General features: G+C 76.6%; 17 protein-coding genes and 1 rRNA gene. 8 read left to right on the top strand and 10 right to left on the bottom strand.

The annotated features are described in order from the left end of the window. The first annotated feature begins 23 nt into the window (after window positions 1–23). The 4 genes from ACI79F_RS19295 to egtE are packed head-to-tail and all read left to right on the top strand — an operon-like array spanning window position 24 to window position 3,292. Window positions 24–698: a class F sortase gene (locus tag ACI79F_RS19295; protein ID WP_456545110.1), complete on the top strand. Its 675-nt coding sequence runs from the start codon at window positions 24–26 to the stop codon at window positions 696–698. Next, complete coding sequence (locus ACI79F_RS19290; RefSeq protein ID WP_456545111.1) at window positions 695–1,375, top strand: RNA polymerase sigma factor; 681 nt, start codon at window positions 695–697, stop codon at window positions 1,373–1,375. Before ACI79F_RS19295 ends, ACI79F_RS19290 begins: the two co-directional genes overlap by 4 nt. After that, the gene (locus ACI79F_RS19285; protein ID WP_456545112.1) at window positions 1,353–2,132 is read left to right on the top strand and encodes an anti-sigma factor domain-containing protein; all 780 of its coding nucleotides are present in this window, start codon (window positions 1,353–1,355) and stop codon (window positions 2,130–2,132) included. The genes ACI79F_RS19290 and ACI79F_RS19285 overlap by 23 nt, the downstream gene beginning before the upstream one ends. 35 nt (window positions 2,133–2,167) lie before the next feature. Further along, entirely contained in the window at window positions 2,168–3,292 is a 1,125-nt protein-coding gene (gene egtE / locus ACI79F_RS19280; RefSeq protein WP_456545113.1) for an ergothioneine biosynthesis PLP-dependent enzyme EgtE, read from the top strand. A gap of 91 nt (window positions 3,293–3,383) precedes the next feature. Here egtE and ACI79F_RS19275 read toward each other — a convergent pair whose 3' ends face one another. Beyond that, window positions 3,384–4,754: an 8-oxoguanine deaminase gene (locus ACI79F_RS19275; protein ID WP_456545114.1), complete on the bottom strand. Its 1,371-nt coding sequence runs from the start codon at window positions 4,752–4,754 to the stop codon at window positions 3,384–3,386. A gap of 120 nt (window positions 4,755–4,874) precedes the next feature. Here ACI79F_RS19275 and ACI79F_RS19270 point away from each other — a divergent pair, with 120 nt between their 5' ends. From ACI79F_RS19270 to pucD, 3 genes are read left to right on the top strand one after another with little or no spacing between them, the layout of a single operon-like run. Further along, window positions 4,875–5,756: an FAD binding domain-containing protein gene (locus ACI79F_RS19270; protein WP_456545115.1), complete on the top strand. Its 882-nt coding sequence runs from the start codon at window positions 4,875–4,877 to the stop codon at window positions 5,754–5,756. A 1-nt stretch (window position 5,757) separates the two neighbouring features. Then, the gene (locus ACI79F_RS19265) at window positions 5,758–6,249 is read left to right on the top strand and encodes a (2Fe-2S)-binding protein (RefSeq protein ID WP_456545116.1); all 492 of its coding nucleotides are present in this window, start codon (window positions 5,758–5,760) and stop codon (window positions 6,247–6,249) included. Next, complete coding sequence (gene pucD, locus ACI79F_RS19260; protein ID WP_456545117.1) at window positions 6,246–8,615, top strand: xanthine dehydrogenase subunit D; 2,370 nt, start codon at window positions 6,246–6,248, stop codon at window positions 8,613–8,615. The genes ACI79F_RS19265 and pucD overlap by 4 nt, the downstream gene beginning before the upstream one ends. Window positions 8,616–8,650: 35 nt before the next feature. On the opposite strand, the gene alc is transcribed toward pucD, so the two are convergent. Next, window positions 8,651–9,649, bottom strand: a complete 999-nt coding sequence (alc, locus tag ACI79F_RS19255; protein ID WP_456545118.1) for an allantoicase — start codon at window positions 9,647–9,649, stop codon at window positions 8,651–8,653. 93 nt (window positions 9,650–9,742) lie between these two features. On the opposite strand from alc, the gene ACI79F_RS19250 reads away from it, so the two are divergent. After that, complete coding sequence (locus tag ACI79F_RS19250; RefSeq protein WP_456545119.1) at window positions 9,743–9,904, top strand: hypothetical protein; 162 nt, start codon at window positions 9,743–9,745, stop codon at window positions 9,902–9,904. A 1-nt stretch (window position 9,905) separates the two neighbouring features. Here the strand turns inward: ACI79F_RS19250 and allB are convergent, their stop codons facing one another. The 8 genes from allB to rrf form a co-directional block, all read right to left on the bottom strand. Beyond that, window positions 9,906–11,225, bottom strand: coding sequence for an allantoinase AllB (gene allB, locus ACI79F_RS19245; RefSeq protein WP_456545120.1), 1,320 nt, complete (start codon window positions 11,223–11,225; stop codon window positions 9,906–9,908). Then, complete coding sequence (locus ACI79F_RS19240) at window positions 11,222–11,926, bottom strand: urease accessory protein UreD (RefSeq protein ID WP_456545121.1); 705 nt, start codon at window positions 11,924–11,926, stop codon at window positions 11,222–11,224. Before ACI79F_RS19240 ends, allB begins: the two co-directional genes overlap by 4 nt. Then, complete coding sequence (gene ureG / locus ACI79F_RS19235) at window positions 11,923–12,600, bottom strand: urease accessory protein UreG (RefSeq protein ID WP_456545122.1); 678 nt, start codon at window positions 12,598–12,600, stop codon at window positions 11,923–11,925. Before ureG ends, ACI79F_RS19240 begins: the two co-directional genes overlap by 4 nt. A gap of 12 nt (window positions 12,601–12,612) precedes the next feature. Continuing rightward, window positions 12,613–13,284, bottom strand: a complete 672-nt coding sequence (locus ACI79F_RS19230) for an urease accessory protein UreF (protein WP_456545123.1) — start codon at window positions 13,282–13,284, stop codon at window positions 12,613–12,615. Next, window positions 13,284–15,005 carry an urease subunit alpha gene (locus ACI79F_RS19225; protein WP_456545124.1) on the bottom strand — a complete coding sequence of 574 codons (1,722 nt, stop codon included), beginning with the start codon at window positions 15,003–15,005 and terminating at the stop codon, window positions 13,284–13,286. Before ACI79F_RS19225 ends, ACI79F_RS19230 begins: the two co-directional genes overlap by 1 nt. After that, complete coding sequence (locus ACI79F_RS19220; RefSeq protein ID WP_456545125.1) at window positions 15,005–15,316, bottom strand: urease subunit beta; 312 nt, start codon at window positions 15,314–15,316, stop codon at window positions 15,005–15,007. Before ACI79F_RS19220 ends, ACI79F_RS19225 begins: the two co-directional genes overlap by 1 nt. Next, window positions 15,313–15,615: an urease subunit gamma gene (locus ACI79F_RS19215; RefSeq protein ID WP_073417724.1), complete on the bottom strand. Its 303-nt coding sequence runs from the start codon at window positions 15,613–15,615 to the stop codon at window positions 15,313–15,315. The genes ACI79F_RS19220 and ACI79F_RS19215 overlap by 4 nt, the downstream gene beginning before the upstream one ends. A 305-nt stretch (window positions 15,616–15,920) precedes the next feature. Next, a 5S ribosomal RNA gene (rrf, locus tag ACI79F_RS19210) occupies window positions 15,921–16,037 on the bottom strand. Between the last annotated feature and the right edge of the window lie 143 nt (window positions 16,038–16,180).

Below are 16,180 nucleotides of genomic sequence, written 5' to 3'. Positions count from 1 at the left end.
GGACCCGGACCGGGAGGACCTCGATGCGACCCGCCGCCGCCGGAGCGGCCCTGGGCCTGGCCGTGGCGATCGGTGCGCCGGTCACCTGGCAGCTGACCCGGGAGCCGGCGGCGGCGGGCGCGCCGGTCGAGCAGGTCCTGTCCGCGTCCACCCCGTCGGCGCCGCCGCTCCCCCTCCCGGCGGCGCCGACGGACCCCGGCTCGCTGCCACCCGCCGTCGCCCGGGACGCCGCGCCCGCCCCCGCCGCCGACGCGCCGGCGCCGCAGCGGGTCGCCGTCCCCGCGCTCGGCGTCGACGCGCCCCTCGACCCCGTCGGCGTCGGCACCGACGGCCAGATGGAGCTCCCCGCCGACGTCGACCGGGTCGGCTGGTACCGGTTCGGGCCCGTGCCGGGCGCGCCCGGGTCGGCCGTCCTCGCCGGGCACGTGGACGACGCCGCCCAGGGCCTCGGCGCGCTCGCCCCGCTGCGGGAGGCCGAACCCGGCGACGAGGTGCTCGTCACCGACGCGGCCGGGACGGCGACCCGCTGGCGGGTGGTGGCCCGGGAGCTGATCACCAAGCGGGAGCTGCCGCTGGAGGACCTCTTCGCCCGCGGCGGCCCGCCCCGGCTGGTGCTGGTCACCTGCGGCGGGCCGTTCCTGCCCGAGTACCGCAGCTACCGCGACAACCTCGTCGTGGTGGCGGAGCCCGCGCCGTGACCGAGATCCTGGACCGCCCGGCGGTCGCACCTCGATCAACACCCGGCCGCCGCCCGGCTAGGGTCGAGTTCGTGGCCAACGACGTCGTCCCGCTCCCGGGGGTCGCCCCGGAGCCCGACGACGCCGAGGTCGGCCGCCGCTTCGCCGCGGGCGACGAGCAGGCGCTGGCGATCGCCTACCAGCGGTGGGCCGGGCAGGTGCACGGCATGGCGGTGCGGGCGTTCGGCCCGGGCCCGGACGCCGAGGACGTCACCCAGCAGGTCTTCGTGTCGGCCTGGACCGGCCGGGCCGGCTACCGCCCCGAGTCCGGCCCGCTGCCGGCCTGGCTGGTCGGCGTCTGCCGGCACAAGATCGCCGACACGTGGGCCCGGCGGGACCGCCAGCGCCGCCTCGCCGAGGCCGCGGCCGCCGACGCCGAGGCCCGCCCCGGCCCGTCGGCCGCGCGCCCGCTGGACACCGCGGTCGCCGACCGCGTGCTGCTGCTCGACGAGCTGGACCGCATCGACCAGCCGCAGCGCGGCATCATCGAGCTGGCCTTCTTCGAGGACCTGACCCACGCCCAGATCGCGACCCGGACCGGGCTGCCGCTGGGCACGGTGAAGAGCCACATCCGGCGCACACTGGAGCGCCTGCGCAGCCGGTTGGAGGTGGACGGTGCCGAAGCACTGCACGCCTGAGGACCTCGCGCTGGCCGCCCTCGGCGAGCCGCTGCCCGCCGAGGACGCCGCACACCTGGCCGGGTGCCCGGCCTGCACGGACGAGGTCGCGGGCCTGCGCCGCGGCGTCGAGGCGCTGGCGATCCCCGAGTTCGCCGCCCCCGGCGCCGCCGTCGCCCCGCCGCCGCACGTGTGGACGGCGATCGCCGCGGCCACCGGCGTCCGCGCCGCCCCGCCGGCTGCCGCTCCGTCCCCGCCGGCCGTCCCCGCCGCGGCCGCGCCGGCCGACGACGCGCCCGCGCCGGCCGCCGCCGAGGTGGTGCCGCTGCGCCGCGGGCGGTCGCGGCTGCTCCTGGCCGCCGCCGCGTCGCTGGTCGTCGGCGCCGGGATCGGCGCGGGCGCGGTCGCCCTCGGCGGGGACGACGACGAGGACGACGCCGTCGTCGCGCTCGCCGCCGCCGACCTCGACCCGCTCGACGGGAGCGACTCCTCCGGCCAGGCCGAGGTGGTCGAGCGGCCGGACGGCACCCGCGTGCTCCGGCTGGAGCTCGACGTCGGGGCCGTACCCGAGGACGGCTACTACGAGCTGTGGCTGATCGACGAGGCGGTCCAGGGCATGGTCCCCGTCGGCGTGGTCGACGCCGGCACCGAGGAGCTCGAGCTGCCCGCCGACCTCGACCTGGATGAGTTCCCGATCGTCGACGTCTCGATCGAGCCGCTGGACGGCGACCCGACGCACTCCGGCGTCTCGATCGTCCGCGGCCAGCTGGAGGTCTGACGGGCGCCTCCGGGCCCTCGCCTAGCGTGGAGGCGGTGAGCCTCACCGCCCTCCCGCACGATGACCTCGCCGCCGCCTGGCGCGCCGCCCGCCCCCGCCCGGCCGGCCGGCACCTGGACACCGCGGCCTGCAGCCGGCAGAGCTCGCGGGTGCTGGAGGCGGTCGCCCACCACGCCCGGCACGAGGCCGAGCTGGGCGGGTACGTCGCCGAGGCCACCGCCGAGCACCTGCTCCAGCAGGGCCGGTCGGTGCTGGCCGGCCTGGTCGGGATGGCCGCGGCCGACCTCGCGTTCGTCGAGTCGGCGCAGGCCGCGCTCACCACGCTGCTGGCCGGCTGGCGGCTGCCGGCCGGCAGCCGGGTCGCCGTCCTGCCCGGCGAGTACGCGCCCAACGTCGCGATCCTCCGCGCGGCCGGGCTGACGCCCGTGCCGCTGCCGGTCGATGCCCGCGGGCGGGTCGTGCCCGACCAGCTGGAGCGGCTGCTGGCCGCGGACCCGCCGGCCGCGGTGCACCTCACCCACGTGCCCAGCCACCGCGGCCTGCTCCAGCCCGCCCGCGAGGTCGCCGCGGCGTGCCGGGCGGCCGGGGTGCCGCTGGTCCTCGACGCCGCCCAGTCGCTGGGCCAGGTGGACGCCGACCTGGGCGCCGACGCCGTCTACGGCACCTCGCGCAAGTGGCTGGCCGGTCCGCGGGGCGTCGGCTTCCTGTGCGTGCGGCCGGCGCTGGCCGCGCGGCTCACCCCGGTGCTCGCCGCCCCCGCGGACCTGCCGCCGATGCGGGCGTTCGAGTCGGGCGAGGCACACGTCGCCGGCCGGGTGGGGCTGGTGCTGGCGGTCGGCGAGCACCTCGCGGCCGGGCCGGAGCGCGTGCGGGAGCGGCTGGCCGCCCTCGGCCGGGTCGGCCGGGAGCTGCTGGACGGCGCGGCCGGCTGGCGGGTGGTCGAGCCCGTCGACGAGCCGACGGCGGCCACCACCCTGACCCCGCCCGAGGGCGTCGACGTCGTCGCCACCCGGGTCCGGCTGCTGACCGAGCACGGCATCGTCACCACCGCGATCGGCGTCGAGCGGGCGCCGGGCGAGATGACCGGCCCGGTGCTGCGGGTCTCCCCGCACGTCGACGCCACCGTCGACGACCTGGAGGCGCTCGCCGCCGCCCTCTGACGGCCCCGCTGCAGGCGCCCACCGCGCGAGGCATGGGAAGCAAGCCGCACGTCCTACGCCCGGAGACGCGCGGAGAGCTTCCCGTGCCCGGTCACAGCGGGGCCTGGATCCGCGCCGACACCCGGCGGTGGACGGCGAGCTGCTCGTCGAGCCCGGGGTGCACCGGGACGCCGTCCTCGACCACGAACCGCCCGCCGACCACGGTGTGCCGCGCCGCCACGGGCCCGCAGCGCAGCCAGGCCTCGACCGGGTCCGACAGCGCGCCGGCGAACGCCACGCCCTCCAGCGGCCACACCACGAGGTCCCCGCACGCGCCGACCGACAGCTCCCCGATCTCGCCGGTGCGCCCCAGGCAGGCCGCGCCGCCGCGGGTGGCGATCTCCAGCGCGTCCCGGGCGGAGAACGAGCCGGCGCCGTGCCGCAGCTTGCCCTGCAGCATCGCCGTCCGCGCCTCCAGCCACAGCGACGCCGCGTCCGCCGACGACGAGCCGTCCACGCCCAGCCCCACCGGCGCCCCGGCCGCCCGCAGCTCGGCGACCGGCGCCAGCCCCGAGCCCAGCACCATGTTGGACGACGGGCAGTGCGCCGCCCCGACCCGCGCCGCGCCCAGCCGGGCCACCTCGTCCGGCGAGGGCCAGACGACGTGCGCCAGCCACACCCGGTCGGACAGCCAGCCCACATCGGTGAGGTAGTCGACGGGGCGGCGGCCGAAGGTCTCCAGGCAGAACGCGTCCTCGTCCTGCGTCTCGCACAGGTGGGTGTGCAGCCGGACGTCGAGGGTCTCGGCCAGCTCCGCCGTCCGCGTCATCAGCGACGTCGACACGCTGAACGGCGAGCACGGCGCCAGCGCGATCCGGGTCAGCGCGGTCGGCGAGCGGTCGTGGTGGGCCTCCACCAGCCGCTGCGAGTCGGCCAGGACCTCGTCGTCGTCCTGGACGACGGAGTCCGGGGGCAGCCCGCCGTCCTTCTCCGACAGCGACATCGAGCCGCGGGTGAACTGCGACCGCACGCCGAGGTCGCGGGCGGCCGCGACCTCCGCGGAGATCAGGTCGCCGCCACCGCGCGGGTGCACGTAGAGGTGGTCGGTGGAGGTCGTGCAGCCGGCGAGTGCGAGCTCGGTCAGCCCGACGTAGGCCGACACGTACGCCGCCTCCTCGTCCAGCCGCGCCCACAGCGGGTACAGCGTGACCAGCCAGTCGAACAGGCCGCCGGTGAGCGCGGGGGCGTAGGCGCGGGTCAGGTTCTGGTACAGGTGGTGGTGGGTGTTCACCAGCCCCGGTGTGACCAGGCAGCCCCGCGCGTCGACGGTCCGGACGGCGGCCGGCGGCGGGTCGGCCGGCCCGCCGATCCCGGTCACCACGCCGCCGGTGACCGCCACCCAGCCGCCGGCGAGCTCCCGCCGGGCGTCGTCCACGGTGGCCAGCAGCTCGGCGTCGCGCACCAGCAGGTCGGCGGTGTCCATGACGCGCGATCCTGCCGACGCCGTGTGTCGGCGGCGAGTCGCCGCGCGCGCGGCCGCAACCCCAACGGAACACCGCGGAGCTACCGTGACCGTCCCCGACCGGCGGACGAGAGGCGACGCATGCGGTTCCTGCAGCCCACCACGTGGGCCGAGGCGTTGGAGGCCAGGGCCGAGCACCCGGACGCCGTCGCCATCGCCGGCGGCACCGACGTCATGGTCGCGATCAACTTCGGCCGGCTGCGCCCGCCGCTGCTGCTGGACCTGACCCGGGTCGGCGAGCTGCAGGAGTGGGACACCGAGGACGGCGTGGTGCGGCTGGGCGCCGGCGTCCCCTACGCCCGCGTCATCACCGAGCTCGGCGACCGGCTGCCCGGCCTGGCGATGGCCGCCCGCACCATCGGCTCGCCGCAGATCCGCAACCGCGGCACCGTCGGCGGCAACCTGGCCACCGCCTCCCCCGCCGGCGACGCGCACCCCGCGCTGCTGGCCGCCGACGCGCAGGTCGAGGTCGCCTCGGCCCGCGGCACCCGGCGCATCCCGGTGACCGACTTCTACCGGGGGGTCAAGCGCAGCGCCCTGGCCGACGACGAGCTCATCGCCGCCGTGCTGCTGCGGCCGCCGTCCGGCCCACAGCAGTACAGCAAGATCGGCACCCGCAACGCCATGGTGATCGCGGTCGCCGCCTTCGCGCTGGCGCTGCACCCCGACCGCGGCGCCGTCGGCACCGGCATCGGCTCGGCCGCCCCCACCCCGCGCCGGGCGACCGCGGCCGAGGAGTTCCTCGCCGGCGAGCTGGCCGACACGGGGCTGTGGGGGTCCCGCGCCGAGCTGCCGCCCGCCACCGCCGCCCGCTTCGGCGAGCTGGTCGCCACGGCCGCCTCCCCCATCGACGACGTCCGCGGCACCGCCGCCTACCGCGTCCACGCGCTCTCGGTCATGGCCCGCCGGGCCCTGACGTGGGCCTGGGCCGACTACCGCACCGACTCCCGGACGGAGGCCTGACATGCGCCTGACCTGCACCGTCAACGGCACCACGCAGCAGGTGGACGACGTCTGGGAGGGCGAGAGCCTGCTCTACGTCCTGCGCGAGCGGATGGGCCTGCCCGGCTCGAAGAACGCCTGCGAGCAGGGCGAGTGCGGCTCGTGCACCGTCTACCTGGACGGCGTGCCGGTCTGCTCGTGCCTGGTCGCCGCCGGCCAGGCCGAGGGCCGCGCGATCGGCACCGTCGAGGGGATGGCCACCGACGAGGCGCTGCACCCGGTCCAGCAGGCGTTCCTCGACGCCGGCGCCGTCCAGTGCGGCTTCTGCACCCCCGGCCTGCTCGTGGCCACCGACGACCTGCTCACCCGCGCGCTCGCCGACGGCGGCGGACCGCCCGGCGACGCCGAGATCCGCGAGGCCCTGGCCGGCAACCTGTGCCGCTGCACCGGCTACGAGAAGATCCTCGACGCCGTCCGGCTGGCGGCCGAGCGGATGTCGGAGACGGCCCGATGAGCGCCCCCGCCCGCACCGCCCCCGGGCAGCTCACCGGGACCGGCAGCGGCGGCGTGGGCACCGACGCCCAGCGGCCCGACGGCACCCTCAAGGTCCGCGGCGAGTTCGCCTACGGCAGCGACCTGTGGACCGACGACATGCTCTGGGGCGTCACGCTGCGCAGCCCGCACCCGTACGCCCGCATCCGCTCGATCGACGTCGGCCCGGCGCTGGCCGTCCCGGGCGTGCACGCCGTCCTCACCTCCGCCGACGTCCCCGGCTCCAAGGTCTACGGGCTGGAGCTGGCCGACCAGCCGGTGCTGGCGGTCGACGTCGTCCGCTACCAGGGCGAGCCGGTCGCGCTGGTCGCCGCCGACCACCCGGAGGTCGCGCGGAGCGCGGCGGCGCGGATCGTCGTCGACTACGAGGTGTGGGAGCCGGTCACCGACGCCCGGAAGGCGCTCGGCCACCCCACCTGGAACCAGCTGCACGACTCCTCCGCCCCGGTCACCGAGCTCAGCCGGGAGGCCGCCCACCTGCACCCGGAGGGCAACCTCGTCCGCCACCTGAAGATCCGCAAGGGCGACCCCGCGCCGGCCGCCGACGTGGTCGTGGTGAACGAGTACGAGGTCGGCATGCAGGACCAGGCCTTCCTCGGCCCGGAGTCCGGGCTGGCGGTCCCAGCCGAGGACGGCGGCGTCGAGCTGCACGTGGCCACGCAGTGGCTGCACGTCGACCAGCGGCAGATCTGCTCGGCGCTGGGCCTGCCGCCGGAGCGGGTGCGGCTGACCCTGGCCGGGGTCGGCGGCGCGTTCGGCGGCCGCGAGGACCTCTCCATGCACGTGCACGCCTGCCTGCTGGCGCTGCACACCGGGCGGCCGGTGAAGATGTCGTACAACCGCGAGGAGTCGTTCTTCGGGCACGTGCACCGCCACCCGGCGACGATGCGCTACGAGCACGGCGCCACCCGCGACGGCCGGCTGGTCTACGTGAAGGCGGAGATCTACCTGGACGGCGGCGCCTACGCCTCCAGCACCCCCGCGGTGGTCGGCAACGCCGGGACGATGGGCATCGGGCCCTACGTCGTCCCGAACGTGCACGTCGACTGCTACGGCGCGTACACGAACAACCCGCCGTGCGGCGCCATGCGCGGCTTCGGCTCGGTGCAGACGGCGTTCGCCTACGAGTCGCAGATGGACGCCCTCGCCGCCGAGCTCGGGATGGACCCGGTCGAGCTGCGCTGCCGCAACGCCATGGAGCAGGGCTCGGTGACCCCGAACGGCCAGGTGGTCGACAGCCCGGCGCCGGTGGTCGAGCTGCTGCGCCGGCTGGAGGCCATGCCGCTGCCGGGCCCGGCCCCGGACGACCTCCGGCACATGCCCGGTGGGGTCTCCAACACCACCCACGGCGAGGGCGTGCGGCGCGGGGTCGGGTACGCGGTCGCCTACAAGAACGTCGCCTTCTCCGAGGGCTTCGACGACCACTCCACCGCCCGGGTGCGGATCGAGGTGGTCGGCGGCGAGCCGGTGGTCACCGTGCACACCGCCGCCGCCGAGGTCGGGCAGGGCCTGGTCACCGTCGAGCAGCAGATCGCACGGACCGAGCTCGGCGTCGACCGGGTCGTCGTCCACCCCAAGGACACCCAGGTCGGCTCCGCCGGCTCCACGTCGGCGTCCCGGCAGACCTACGTCACCGGCGGCGCGGTCAAGGCGGCCTGCGAGGCCGTGCGCGGCCGGCTGCTGGAGCGCGCGGCGGCGCTGACCGGCCGGCCCGCCGGCGAGCTGCGGCTGTTCGACGGCGCGGTGGTCGCCGAGGGCCTGGAGCTGCCGCTGGCCGAGGTGCTCGGCGACGACGCGGTCGAGGAGACCCTGGAGTGGCGGCACCGGCCCACCCAGCCGATCGACCCCGAGACCGGGCAGGGGTTCGCGCACGTGCAGTACGCGTTCTCCGCCCACCGCGCGGTGGTCGACGTCGACACCGAGCTCGGCCTGGTCAAGGTCGTGGAGATGGCCTGCACCCAGGACGTCGGCAAGGCCATCAACCCGCAGGCGGTCATCGGCCAGATCCAGGGCGGGACGGCGCAGGGCCTGGGGCTGGCCGTGATGGAGGAGATCCTGGTCCGCGACGGGCGGGTGCAGAACCCGTCGTTCACCGACTACCTGATCCCGACGGTGCTCGACATGCCGCCGATGCGGATCGAGGTGCTCGAGTACGCCGACCCGCACGCCCCCTACGGGCTGCGCGGGGTCGGGGAGGCGCCCAACATCTCCTCCGGGCCGGCGGTGCTCGCCGCGATCCGGCAGGCGACCGGGCTGCCGCTCTCCCGCGTGCCCGTGCGCCCGGAGCACCTCACCGTTGACGGACCCCCCGCCCCCCACCACTCGTGAGCTCGCGGCGGGACCCTGCGGGGGGCCTGACCGCGCTACGCGCGGCGCGCGGTCTCCTCCCAGCGGCGCTGCAGGGCCGCGCGGCCGGCGTCGGTCGGGCGGCCCCACAGCCGCAGCCGGGCCATGCCGCCGTCGGGGAACACGTCCAGCCGCACGCCGGTGACCGCGGCGTCGCCGGGCAGCACGAAGCGGTGGCGGGTGTCGGGCTGCAGCGGCGTGCGCGGCAGCAGCTCGACCGCGCCGCCGTCGGCCGTGGTGCCGGTCAGCCCGGCCGCCCCGGGCGCGTTGCCCAGGAAGTAGGAGGTGTCCAGCTCGGCCAGGGTCACCCGTCCCTCGCAGGCCAGCGCGACGTCGACCCAGTCGTTGCCGTCGTCGCGGCGGCGGGCGGTCTCCCAGCCCTCGCCCATCGACCGGGCGAACCCGCGGCCGAGCAGCTGGTGCGGCGTGCCGTAGAAGGCGTTGCTGACGCCGGTGACCAGCCCGCCGTTCTCCAGCGCGGCCAGGTCCAGCGGGCCGGCGTCCAGCAGCCGCGGATCGGGGACGACCGTGCCGTGCACCCGGAACCGGGCCACGCCGCCGTCGGGGTGGATGGACAGCCGCACGTGGGTCACCCGCGGCGCCGGCGCGACGGCGAAGGCGTTGGCCGTGCCGCCGGCCAGGTCCGACCGCGGCAGCAGCGGGAACCAGTCGGCCCCCGCCAGCGCGGCGGCCGGCGGGTACCCCTCGACGGCGGCGCCCTCCACCGAGGCGCGCGGCGGGAAGTTGCCGAGGAAGTACGCGGTGTCGATCACGACGCCGCTGACCACCCCGGGCGCACCCAGCCGCACGACCGCCCAGTCGCTGCCCGGCTCGCGGCGGCGGCGGGTCTCCCAGCCGTCGTACTCCTTGCCGCGGTGCCCGAACTCGGCCCGGGCCTGCGCCGGCCCGGGGAGGACCAGGTTCTCCTTGGCGGCGAAGAACTCGTCGTTCGCGCTGACCACGGCGCCGCCCAGGGCCCGGCTGGCCAGGTCGGGCAGGCCGAACGGGTCGGTCATGGGGCTCCTCGCTCGGATCGGGTTCCGCTGCGGCGGCGAGGGTAGGGCAGCCGGGTCCCTCGACCCACCGTCCGTCGCCCCCCGGGAGGCACCGTGTCCGAACCCACCGACGACCTGCGCGAGCGGGCCCGCCAGCACGTCGAGCAGCTGCCCGCCGAGACCGCCCTCGGCAACGCCGACCCCGCCGGGGGCGTGCGGGACGACCCGCAGGTGCTCGACGAGGCCGCCCGCGAGGAGGGGGAGCAGTCCAGCTGAGTCACCGGGTCGTCGCTCGGCCGAGCAGCCGGCCGGTCGGCGTCCCGTCCGCCTCCCGCCCGCGCAGCCAGGTGCGCCGCACCACCCCGGTGAGCTCGCGCCCGCGGTAGGGCGTCACCGGGTTGCGGTGCAGCAGCCGGTCGACCGTCCACCGCTCCTCGGGCGCGAAGGCGACCAGGTCGGCGTCCTTCCCGACGGCGATCGCCCCCTTGCCGGTCAGCCCGGCCAGCGCCGCGGGCGCCGCGGACATCCAGCGCACGACGTGGGTCAGCGGCACCCCGCGGGCCCGCGCCCCGCTCCAGACGGCCGGCAGCGCCACCTGCAGCGACGCGATGCCTCCCCAGGCCAGCCCGAAGTCGCCGGCGTCGAGCCGCTTGAGCTCCGGCGTGCAGGGCGAGTGGTCGCTCACGACCAGGTCCACGTGGCCGTCGGCCAGCGCCGCCCACAGCGCCTCCCGGTGCCAGACCTCGCGGATCGGCGGGCAGCACTTGTAGGCGGTGTCGCCGTCGGGCACCTCCTCGGCGGCGAAGGTCAGGTAGTGAGGGCAGGTCTCCACGGTGATCCGCACGCCCTCGGCGCGGGCGGCGCGCAGCAGCGGCAGGGCGTCGGCGTCGGCCAGGTGGACGACGTGGCTGCGCGCGCCGGTGTCCCGGGTCGCCGCGACGAGCCGGCCGATCGCGGTCTCCTCGGCCGCCTCCGGGCGGGAGGCCAGGAACGCGGCGTAGCTGGCGCCGGCGGGCTCGGGGGCGGCGGCGATGACGTCGGCGTCCTCGGCGTGCGCGATCAGCAGGGCGTCCAGGCCGGCCAGCTCGGTCAGGGCGGCGCGGAGCCCGGCGTCGTCCAGCGGCGGGAACTCCGGGACGCCGGAGTCGAGCAGGAAGCACTTGAAGCCCACCACGCCGGCCTCGTGCAGCGGCCGCAGCTGGTCGACGTTGCCGGGCACCGCGCCGCCCCAGAAGGCGACGTCGACGGCCACCTGCCCGCGGGCCACCTCCTGCTTGACGCGCAGCGCGTCGAGCGTCGTGGTGGCCGGCACGGAGTTCAGGGGCATGTCGACGATCGTGGTGACGCCGCCGGCCGCCGCGGCGCGGGTCGCGGTGGCGAAGCCCTCCCACTCGGTGCGGCCGGGCTCGTTGACGTGCACGTGGCTGTCGACCAGCCCGGGCAGCAGCACCTCGTCGTCGGCGAGGGTGACCGCGCCCGCGGGCGCGTCGTCGAACGCGGTGACGGCGGTGACGACGCCGTCCTCGGTGTGCACCGCCGCGGCCCGCTCGCCGTCGGGCAGCACCACCCGGCGGGCCCGCACCACCAGCCGGTTCACGCCACCTCCTCGCCCGCCCCGCCCAGGGCCTCCACCGCGCGCACCACCCGGTGCAGCTCGCTGCCCCAGGCGGTCGCCGACCACCCGCCGTCCAGTGGCAGCCGCACGGCATCGTCCCCCGTCGCGACCGGGAGCGCCGCCCCGACCGACACGGTGGCCGCGTAGGCGCGCGGCGCGACCGGCGGCAGCCAGCCCGGCGCGCCCGGCCCCAGCGCCACCGTGGTGTGCAGCAGCGGCCGGCCGGCCCGCTCGACGCGGGTGGTGCCGGTCCAGCGGCCGGGCTCCTCCCCGGCGCGGCCGAGCAGCACCTGCTCGACCGCGGTGAGCGTGGCCCCCTCGGCGAGCTCCGCGACCAGCTCGGCGCGGTGGTGGGCGCCCGCGGCGACCACCGTCGGCTCGGGCGCCAGCGTCAGCGACCCGCCGACGACGGCGTGCACCCGCTGCACCGACGGTGCCGCGCCCTCCCGGGCCGGCAGCGCGACCGCCGCCGCGACGGTGTGCACGGCCAGCCGCGCGCCCTCCGCCACGACGAGGGACACCTCTGCGTCGTCCCCGCCGAGCGGGCCGAAGGCGGTCGCGACCAGGTGCACCGAGGCCGGACCGGTGCGGCGGACCGCGAGCTGCCCGCTCGCCCGGACCACGGGCAGCACGGTGCGGCCGCCCGGCCCCGGCCGGGCGACCACCTCGACCCGGGTCCTCACACCGGCGTCCTCGCCCGCGCCCGCACCTGCTCGCGCACCCACTCGGCCACCTCGGCCGCCGTCGGGTCCTCGCGCAGCGAGATCAGCAGGGTCGGCTTCTCCCCGCGGACCACGGCCGAGTCCCGGCGCATCACGTCGAGGTCGGCGCCGACCAGCGGCGCGAGGTCGGTCTTGTTCACCACGAGCAGGTCGCTGGCGGTGACGCCCGGCCCACCCTTGCGCGGCACCTTGTCCCCGCCGGCGACGTCGATGACGAAGATCTGCACGTCGACCAGGCCGTAGCTGAAGCTGGCGGTCAGGTTGTCCCCGCCCGACTCGACGAGCACGAGCTCCAGCCCGGGGTGGCGGGCCTCGAGCAGCTCGACGGCGTCGAGGTTGGCGGTGATGTCGTCGCGGATCGCGGTGTGCGGGCAGCAGCCGGTCTGCACCGCCTCGATCCGGTCGTCGGGGAGGACGGCGTTGCGGCGCAGGAAGTCGGCGTCCTCGGTCGTGTAGATGTCGTTGGTCACGACGGCGAGGTCGTACTCCGTGCCGAGAGTGCGGCACAGCGCGGCGGCCAGCGCCGTCTTGCCGGAGCCGACCGGGCCGCCGAGGCCGACCCGCAACGGCCCGCCGTGGCGGTGGCCGTGCTCGTACGGGTCGACGTAGTCGTCGAGGTTGTGGTCAGGCGGCACGGGGACTCCTGTTCACGAGGCGAAGTAGCGGTCGCTGCGGACGGTGTGGACCTCGGCGAGGAGGTCCAGCAGGGGGTCGGTGTCGGCGGGCAGCCGCCCGGCGGCCACCTCGTCGACGGCCCGGGCGGCCACGGCGTCCACCTCGGGCGAGAGCCGCGCGGTCACGGCGGCGACGGTCAGCGGGTCCATGGCCAGCAGCCGCTGCGCCGCGGTGGCCGGGCCGCTGATCGCCAGGTAGGCGGCGGCCGCGGCGGCGTCCCGGGCGGTCAGCCCGCCGGCCGCGGCGGCCACGCCCAGGGCGACCGGGTGGTGCGGGGCGGGCGGCAGCGCGTCCCACACCGGCGAGGGCCAGGCCCGCCGGCCCACCCGGACCAGCCCGCGGCCCTGCTGTCGCGAGGCCGCGCGCAGCGCCGGGGACGGCGTCCGCGCGTCGGCCTCGGCGTCGAGCCGGAGGAGATCCGACGAGGCGGGGCCGGGAGGGCTCCCCGAGGACGACAGAGTCGTCGCGGCCGCGAGCCCGGCGGCCACGGCGCCGGCGGTCTGCAGCCGGCGGCGCAGGAACGTCGCGAGGGAGCCCGGGTCGTGCACGTACCCGGCCGCGATCGCCTGCTCGACGCCGCCGGAGTGGGTGTGCCCGCCGGCGGGGAGCCGGGAGTCGGCGAGCGTGAGGAGAGCAGCGGTCATCAGAAGAGGAAGTACCGCTGCGCCATCGGCAGCTCGCGCACCGGCTCGGGCTCCCACACCTCGCCGTCCACGGTGACCGTGAACGTGTCCGGGTCGACCCGGATCTCCGGCAGCGCGGTGTTCTCCGGCATGTCGGCCTTGGTCAGCCGGCTGGTGTCGGTGACCGCGGCCAGCCGCCGGTCGACGGCCAGCCGGTCGGCCAGGCCCGCCTCGAGCGCCGCCGGCGCCACGAAGTGCAGCGACGTCCGGGCCGGCACCCGCCCGTAGGCGCCGAACATCGGCCGCGGCAGCACCGGCTGCGGTGTGGGGATGGAGGCGTTCGCGTCGCCCATCTGCGCCCAGGCGATGACCCCGCCCTTGAGGACGGCGTGCGGCCGCACCCCGAACAGCTTCGGGTCCCACAGCACCAGGTCGGCGAGCTTGCCCGGCTCGACCGAGCCGACCTCGCCGTCGATGCCGTGCGCGACCGCGGGGCAGATCGTGTACTTGGCGACGTACCGGCGGGCCCGCAGGTTGTCCGCCGCACCGTCGCCGGCCAGGGACCCGCGCTTGCGCTTCATCACGTGCGCGGTCTGCCAGGTGCGCAGCACGACCTCGCCGACCCGCCCCATCGCCTGGGCGTCGGAGCCGATCATCGAGATCGCGCCGATGTCGTGCAGGAGGTCCTCGGCGGCGATCGTCGTCGGCCGGATCCGGCTCTCGGCAAAGGCGAGGTCCTCGGGCACGGAGCTGTCCAGGTGGTGGCAGACCATGAGCATGTCGAGGTGCTCGTCGAGCGTGTTCACCGTGTGCGGCCGGGTCGGGTTGGTGCTCGACGGCAGCACGTTCGGGTGCCCGGCGACGGTGATGATGTCCGGCGCGTGCCCGCCCCCGGCCCCCTCGGTGTGGTACGCGTGGATGCTGCGGCCGGCGATGGCGGCGAGGGTGTCCTCGACGAAGCCGGCCTCGTTCAGGGTGTCGCTGTGCAGGGCGACGGGGACGCCGTGTTCGCCGGCGACGGTCAGCGCCGCGTCGATCGCCGCGGGCGTCGAGCCCCAGTCCTCGTGCAGCTTGAACCCGCTGGCGCCGGCCCGCAGCTGCTCGACCAGCGAGGCCCGCGAGACCGTGTTGCCCTTGCCCAGCAGCGCGACGTTGACCGGCCACGGGTCCATCGCCTCGAGCATCCGGGCCAGGTACCAGTCGCCCGGGGTGATCGTGGTGGCCTTGGACCCCTCGGCCGGGCCGGTGCCGCCGCCGATCAGTGTGGTGACGCCCGACCCGAGCGCCGTCGGCACGATCTGCGGGCAGATGAAGTGCACGTGGCAGTCGATCCCGCCGGCGGTGAGGATCCGCCCGTTGCCGGCCAGCACCTCGGTGCCCGGCCCGATGACCAGGTCCGGGTGGACGCCGTCCATCGTGTCCGGGTTGCCCGCCTTGCCCAGCGCCACGATCCGCCCGTCGCGGACGCCGACGTCGGCCTTGACGATCCCCCAGTGGTCCAGCACGACGGCGCCGGTGATCACCAGGTCGGGCGCGCCGTCGGCGCGGGTGGCGCGGCCCTGGCCCATCGACTCGCGGATCACCTTGCCGCCGCCGAACACGGCCTCCTCGCCGGCCCGTCCGGGCCCGCCGCTGCGGTCCTCCTCGACCTCGATCAGCAGGTCGGTGTCGGCCAGCCGGATGCGGTCCCCGGTGGTAGGGCCGTAGAGCTGCGCGTAGCGCTCGCGGGACAGCTGCACCATCAGCCCAGGCCCCCCTCGCTGGTGAGGCCCGGGACGACGCGCGCGCCGGCCAGCGGCACGAGGGTCACGGTGCGGGTGATGCCGGGCTCGAACCGGACGGCGGTGCCGGCGGCGATGTCGAGCCGGTGACCGTGCGCCGCGGCGCGGTCGAAGCGCAGCGCCCGGTTGGCCTGGGCGAGGTGGAAGTGCGAGCCGACCTGCACGGGGCGGTCGCCGGTGTTGGTCACCTCGAGCTCGATCCGCGGCGCCCCCTCGAGGGTCTCGATGGACCCCTCCGCCGGGATCACCTCGCCGGGCACGATCCCGCTCACGGGATGGGGTGGTGGACGGTCACCAGCTTCGTCCCGTCCGGGAAGGTCGCCTCCACCTGCACCTCCTCCAGCAGCTCGGGGACGCCGTCCATCACGTCGTCCCGGGTGAGGACGGTGCGTCCGGACTGCATGAGCTCGGCGACCAGGACGCCGTCCCGCGCGCCCTCGAGCACGTGGTCGGTGACGATCGCCGTCGCCTCCGGCAGGTTCAGCCGCAGCCCCCGGGCCCGGCGGCGCCGCGCCAGCTCGGCGGCGTAGGAGAGCAGCAGACGTTCCTGCTCGTGCGGGGACAGGTGCACGCGGGAGACCTCCGGACGTGGGCGGAGCCCGGACGCTAACCCGGCCGGATGACAGCCGTGTTGCGTCGTTCACCCGCCCGCCGCTCGATCCCTGATGCGCTGCCGGCAGGACTGGCCCTCGAGCCGGCCCGGCCGGTCTAGCGGGTGCGCCGAGGCGGCAGGACCGGGTCGTTCGTGCGGCGCGGGCGCACCCGCTGGGCTCTCCCGCCCGCTGCAGGGCGGTGTGGCGGTTGCGCGCCGGTGTTCGTTGCCGGGGAATGCGAAAGGGCCCCAGCCGGCTGGCTGGGGCCCTTTCGGGAATGGTTGTCCGGCGGTGTCCTACTCTCCCACCCCGTCTCCAGGGCAGTACCATCGGCGCTGAGAGGCTTAGCTTCCGGGTTCGGAATGGGACCGGGCGTTTCCCTCTCGCCATGACCGCCGTAACGCTGTGAACTTGTCCGACCCACATCCACGTGTGTGGGGGTCGTTCGTTCAGAGCTGCACAGTGGACGCTTGTTCTTCACCGCGGTGTTCGTGGTGTGAAGTGGGTTGTGTGGTCAAGCCCTCGGCCTGTTAGTACCGGTCA

This window comes from Blastococcus sp. SYSU D00868, from assembly GCF_054050575.1.
Note: the sequence above shows the minus strand (reverse complement) of the source record. Positions and strands in the feature narration are given on the sequence as shown.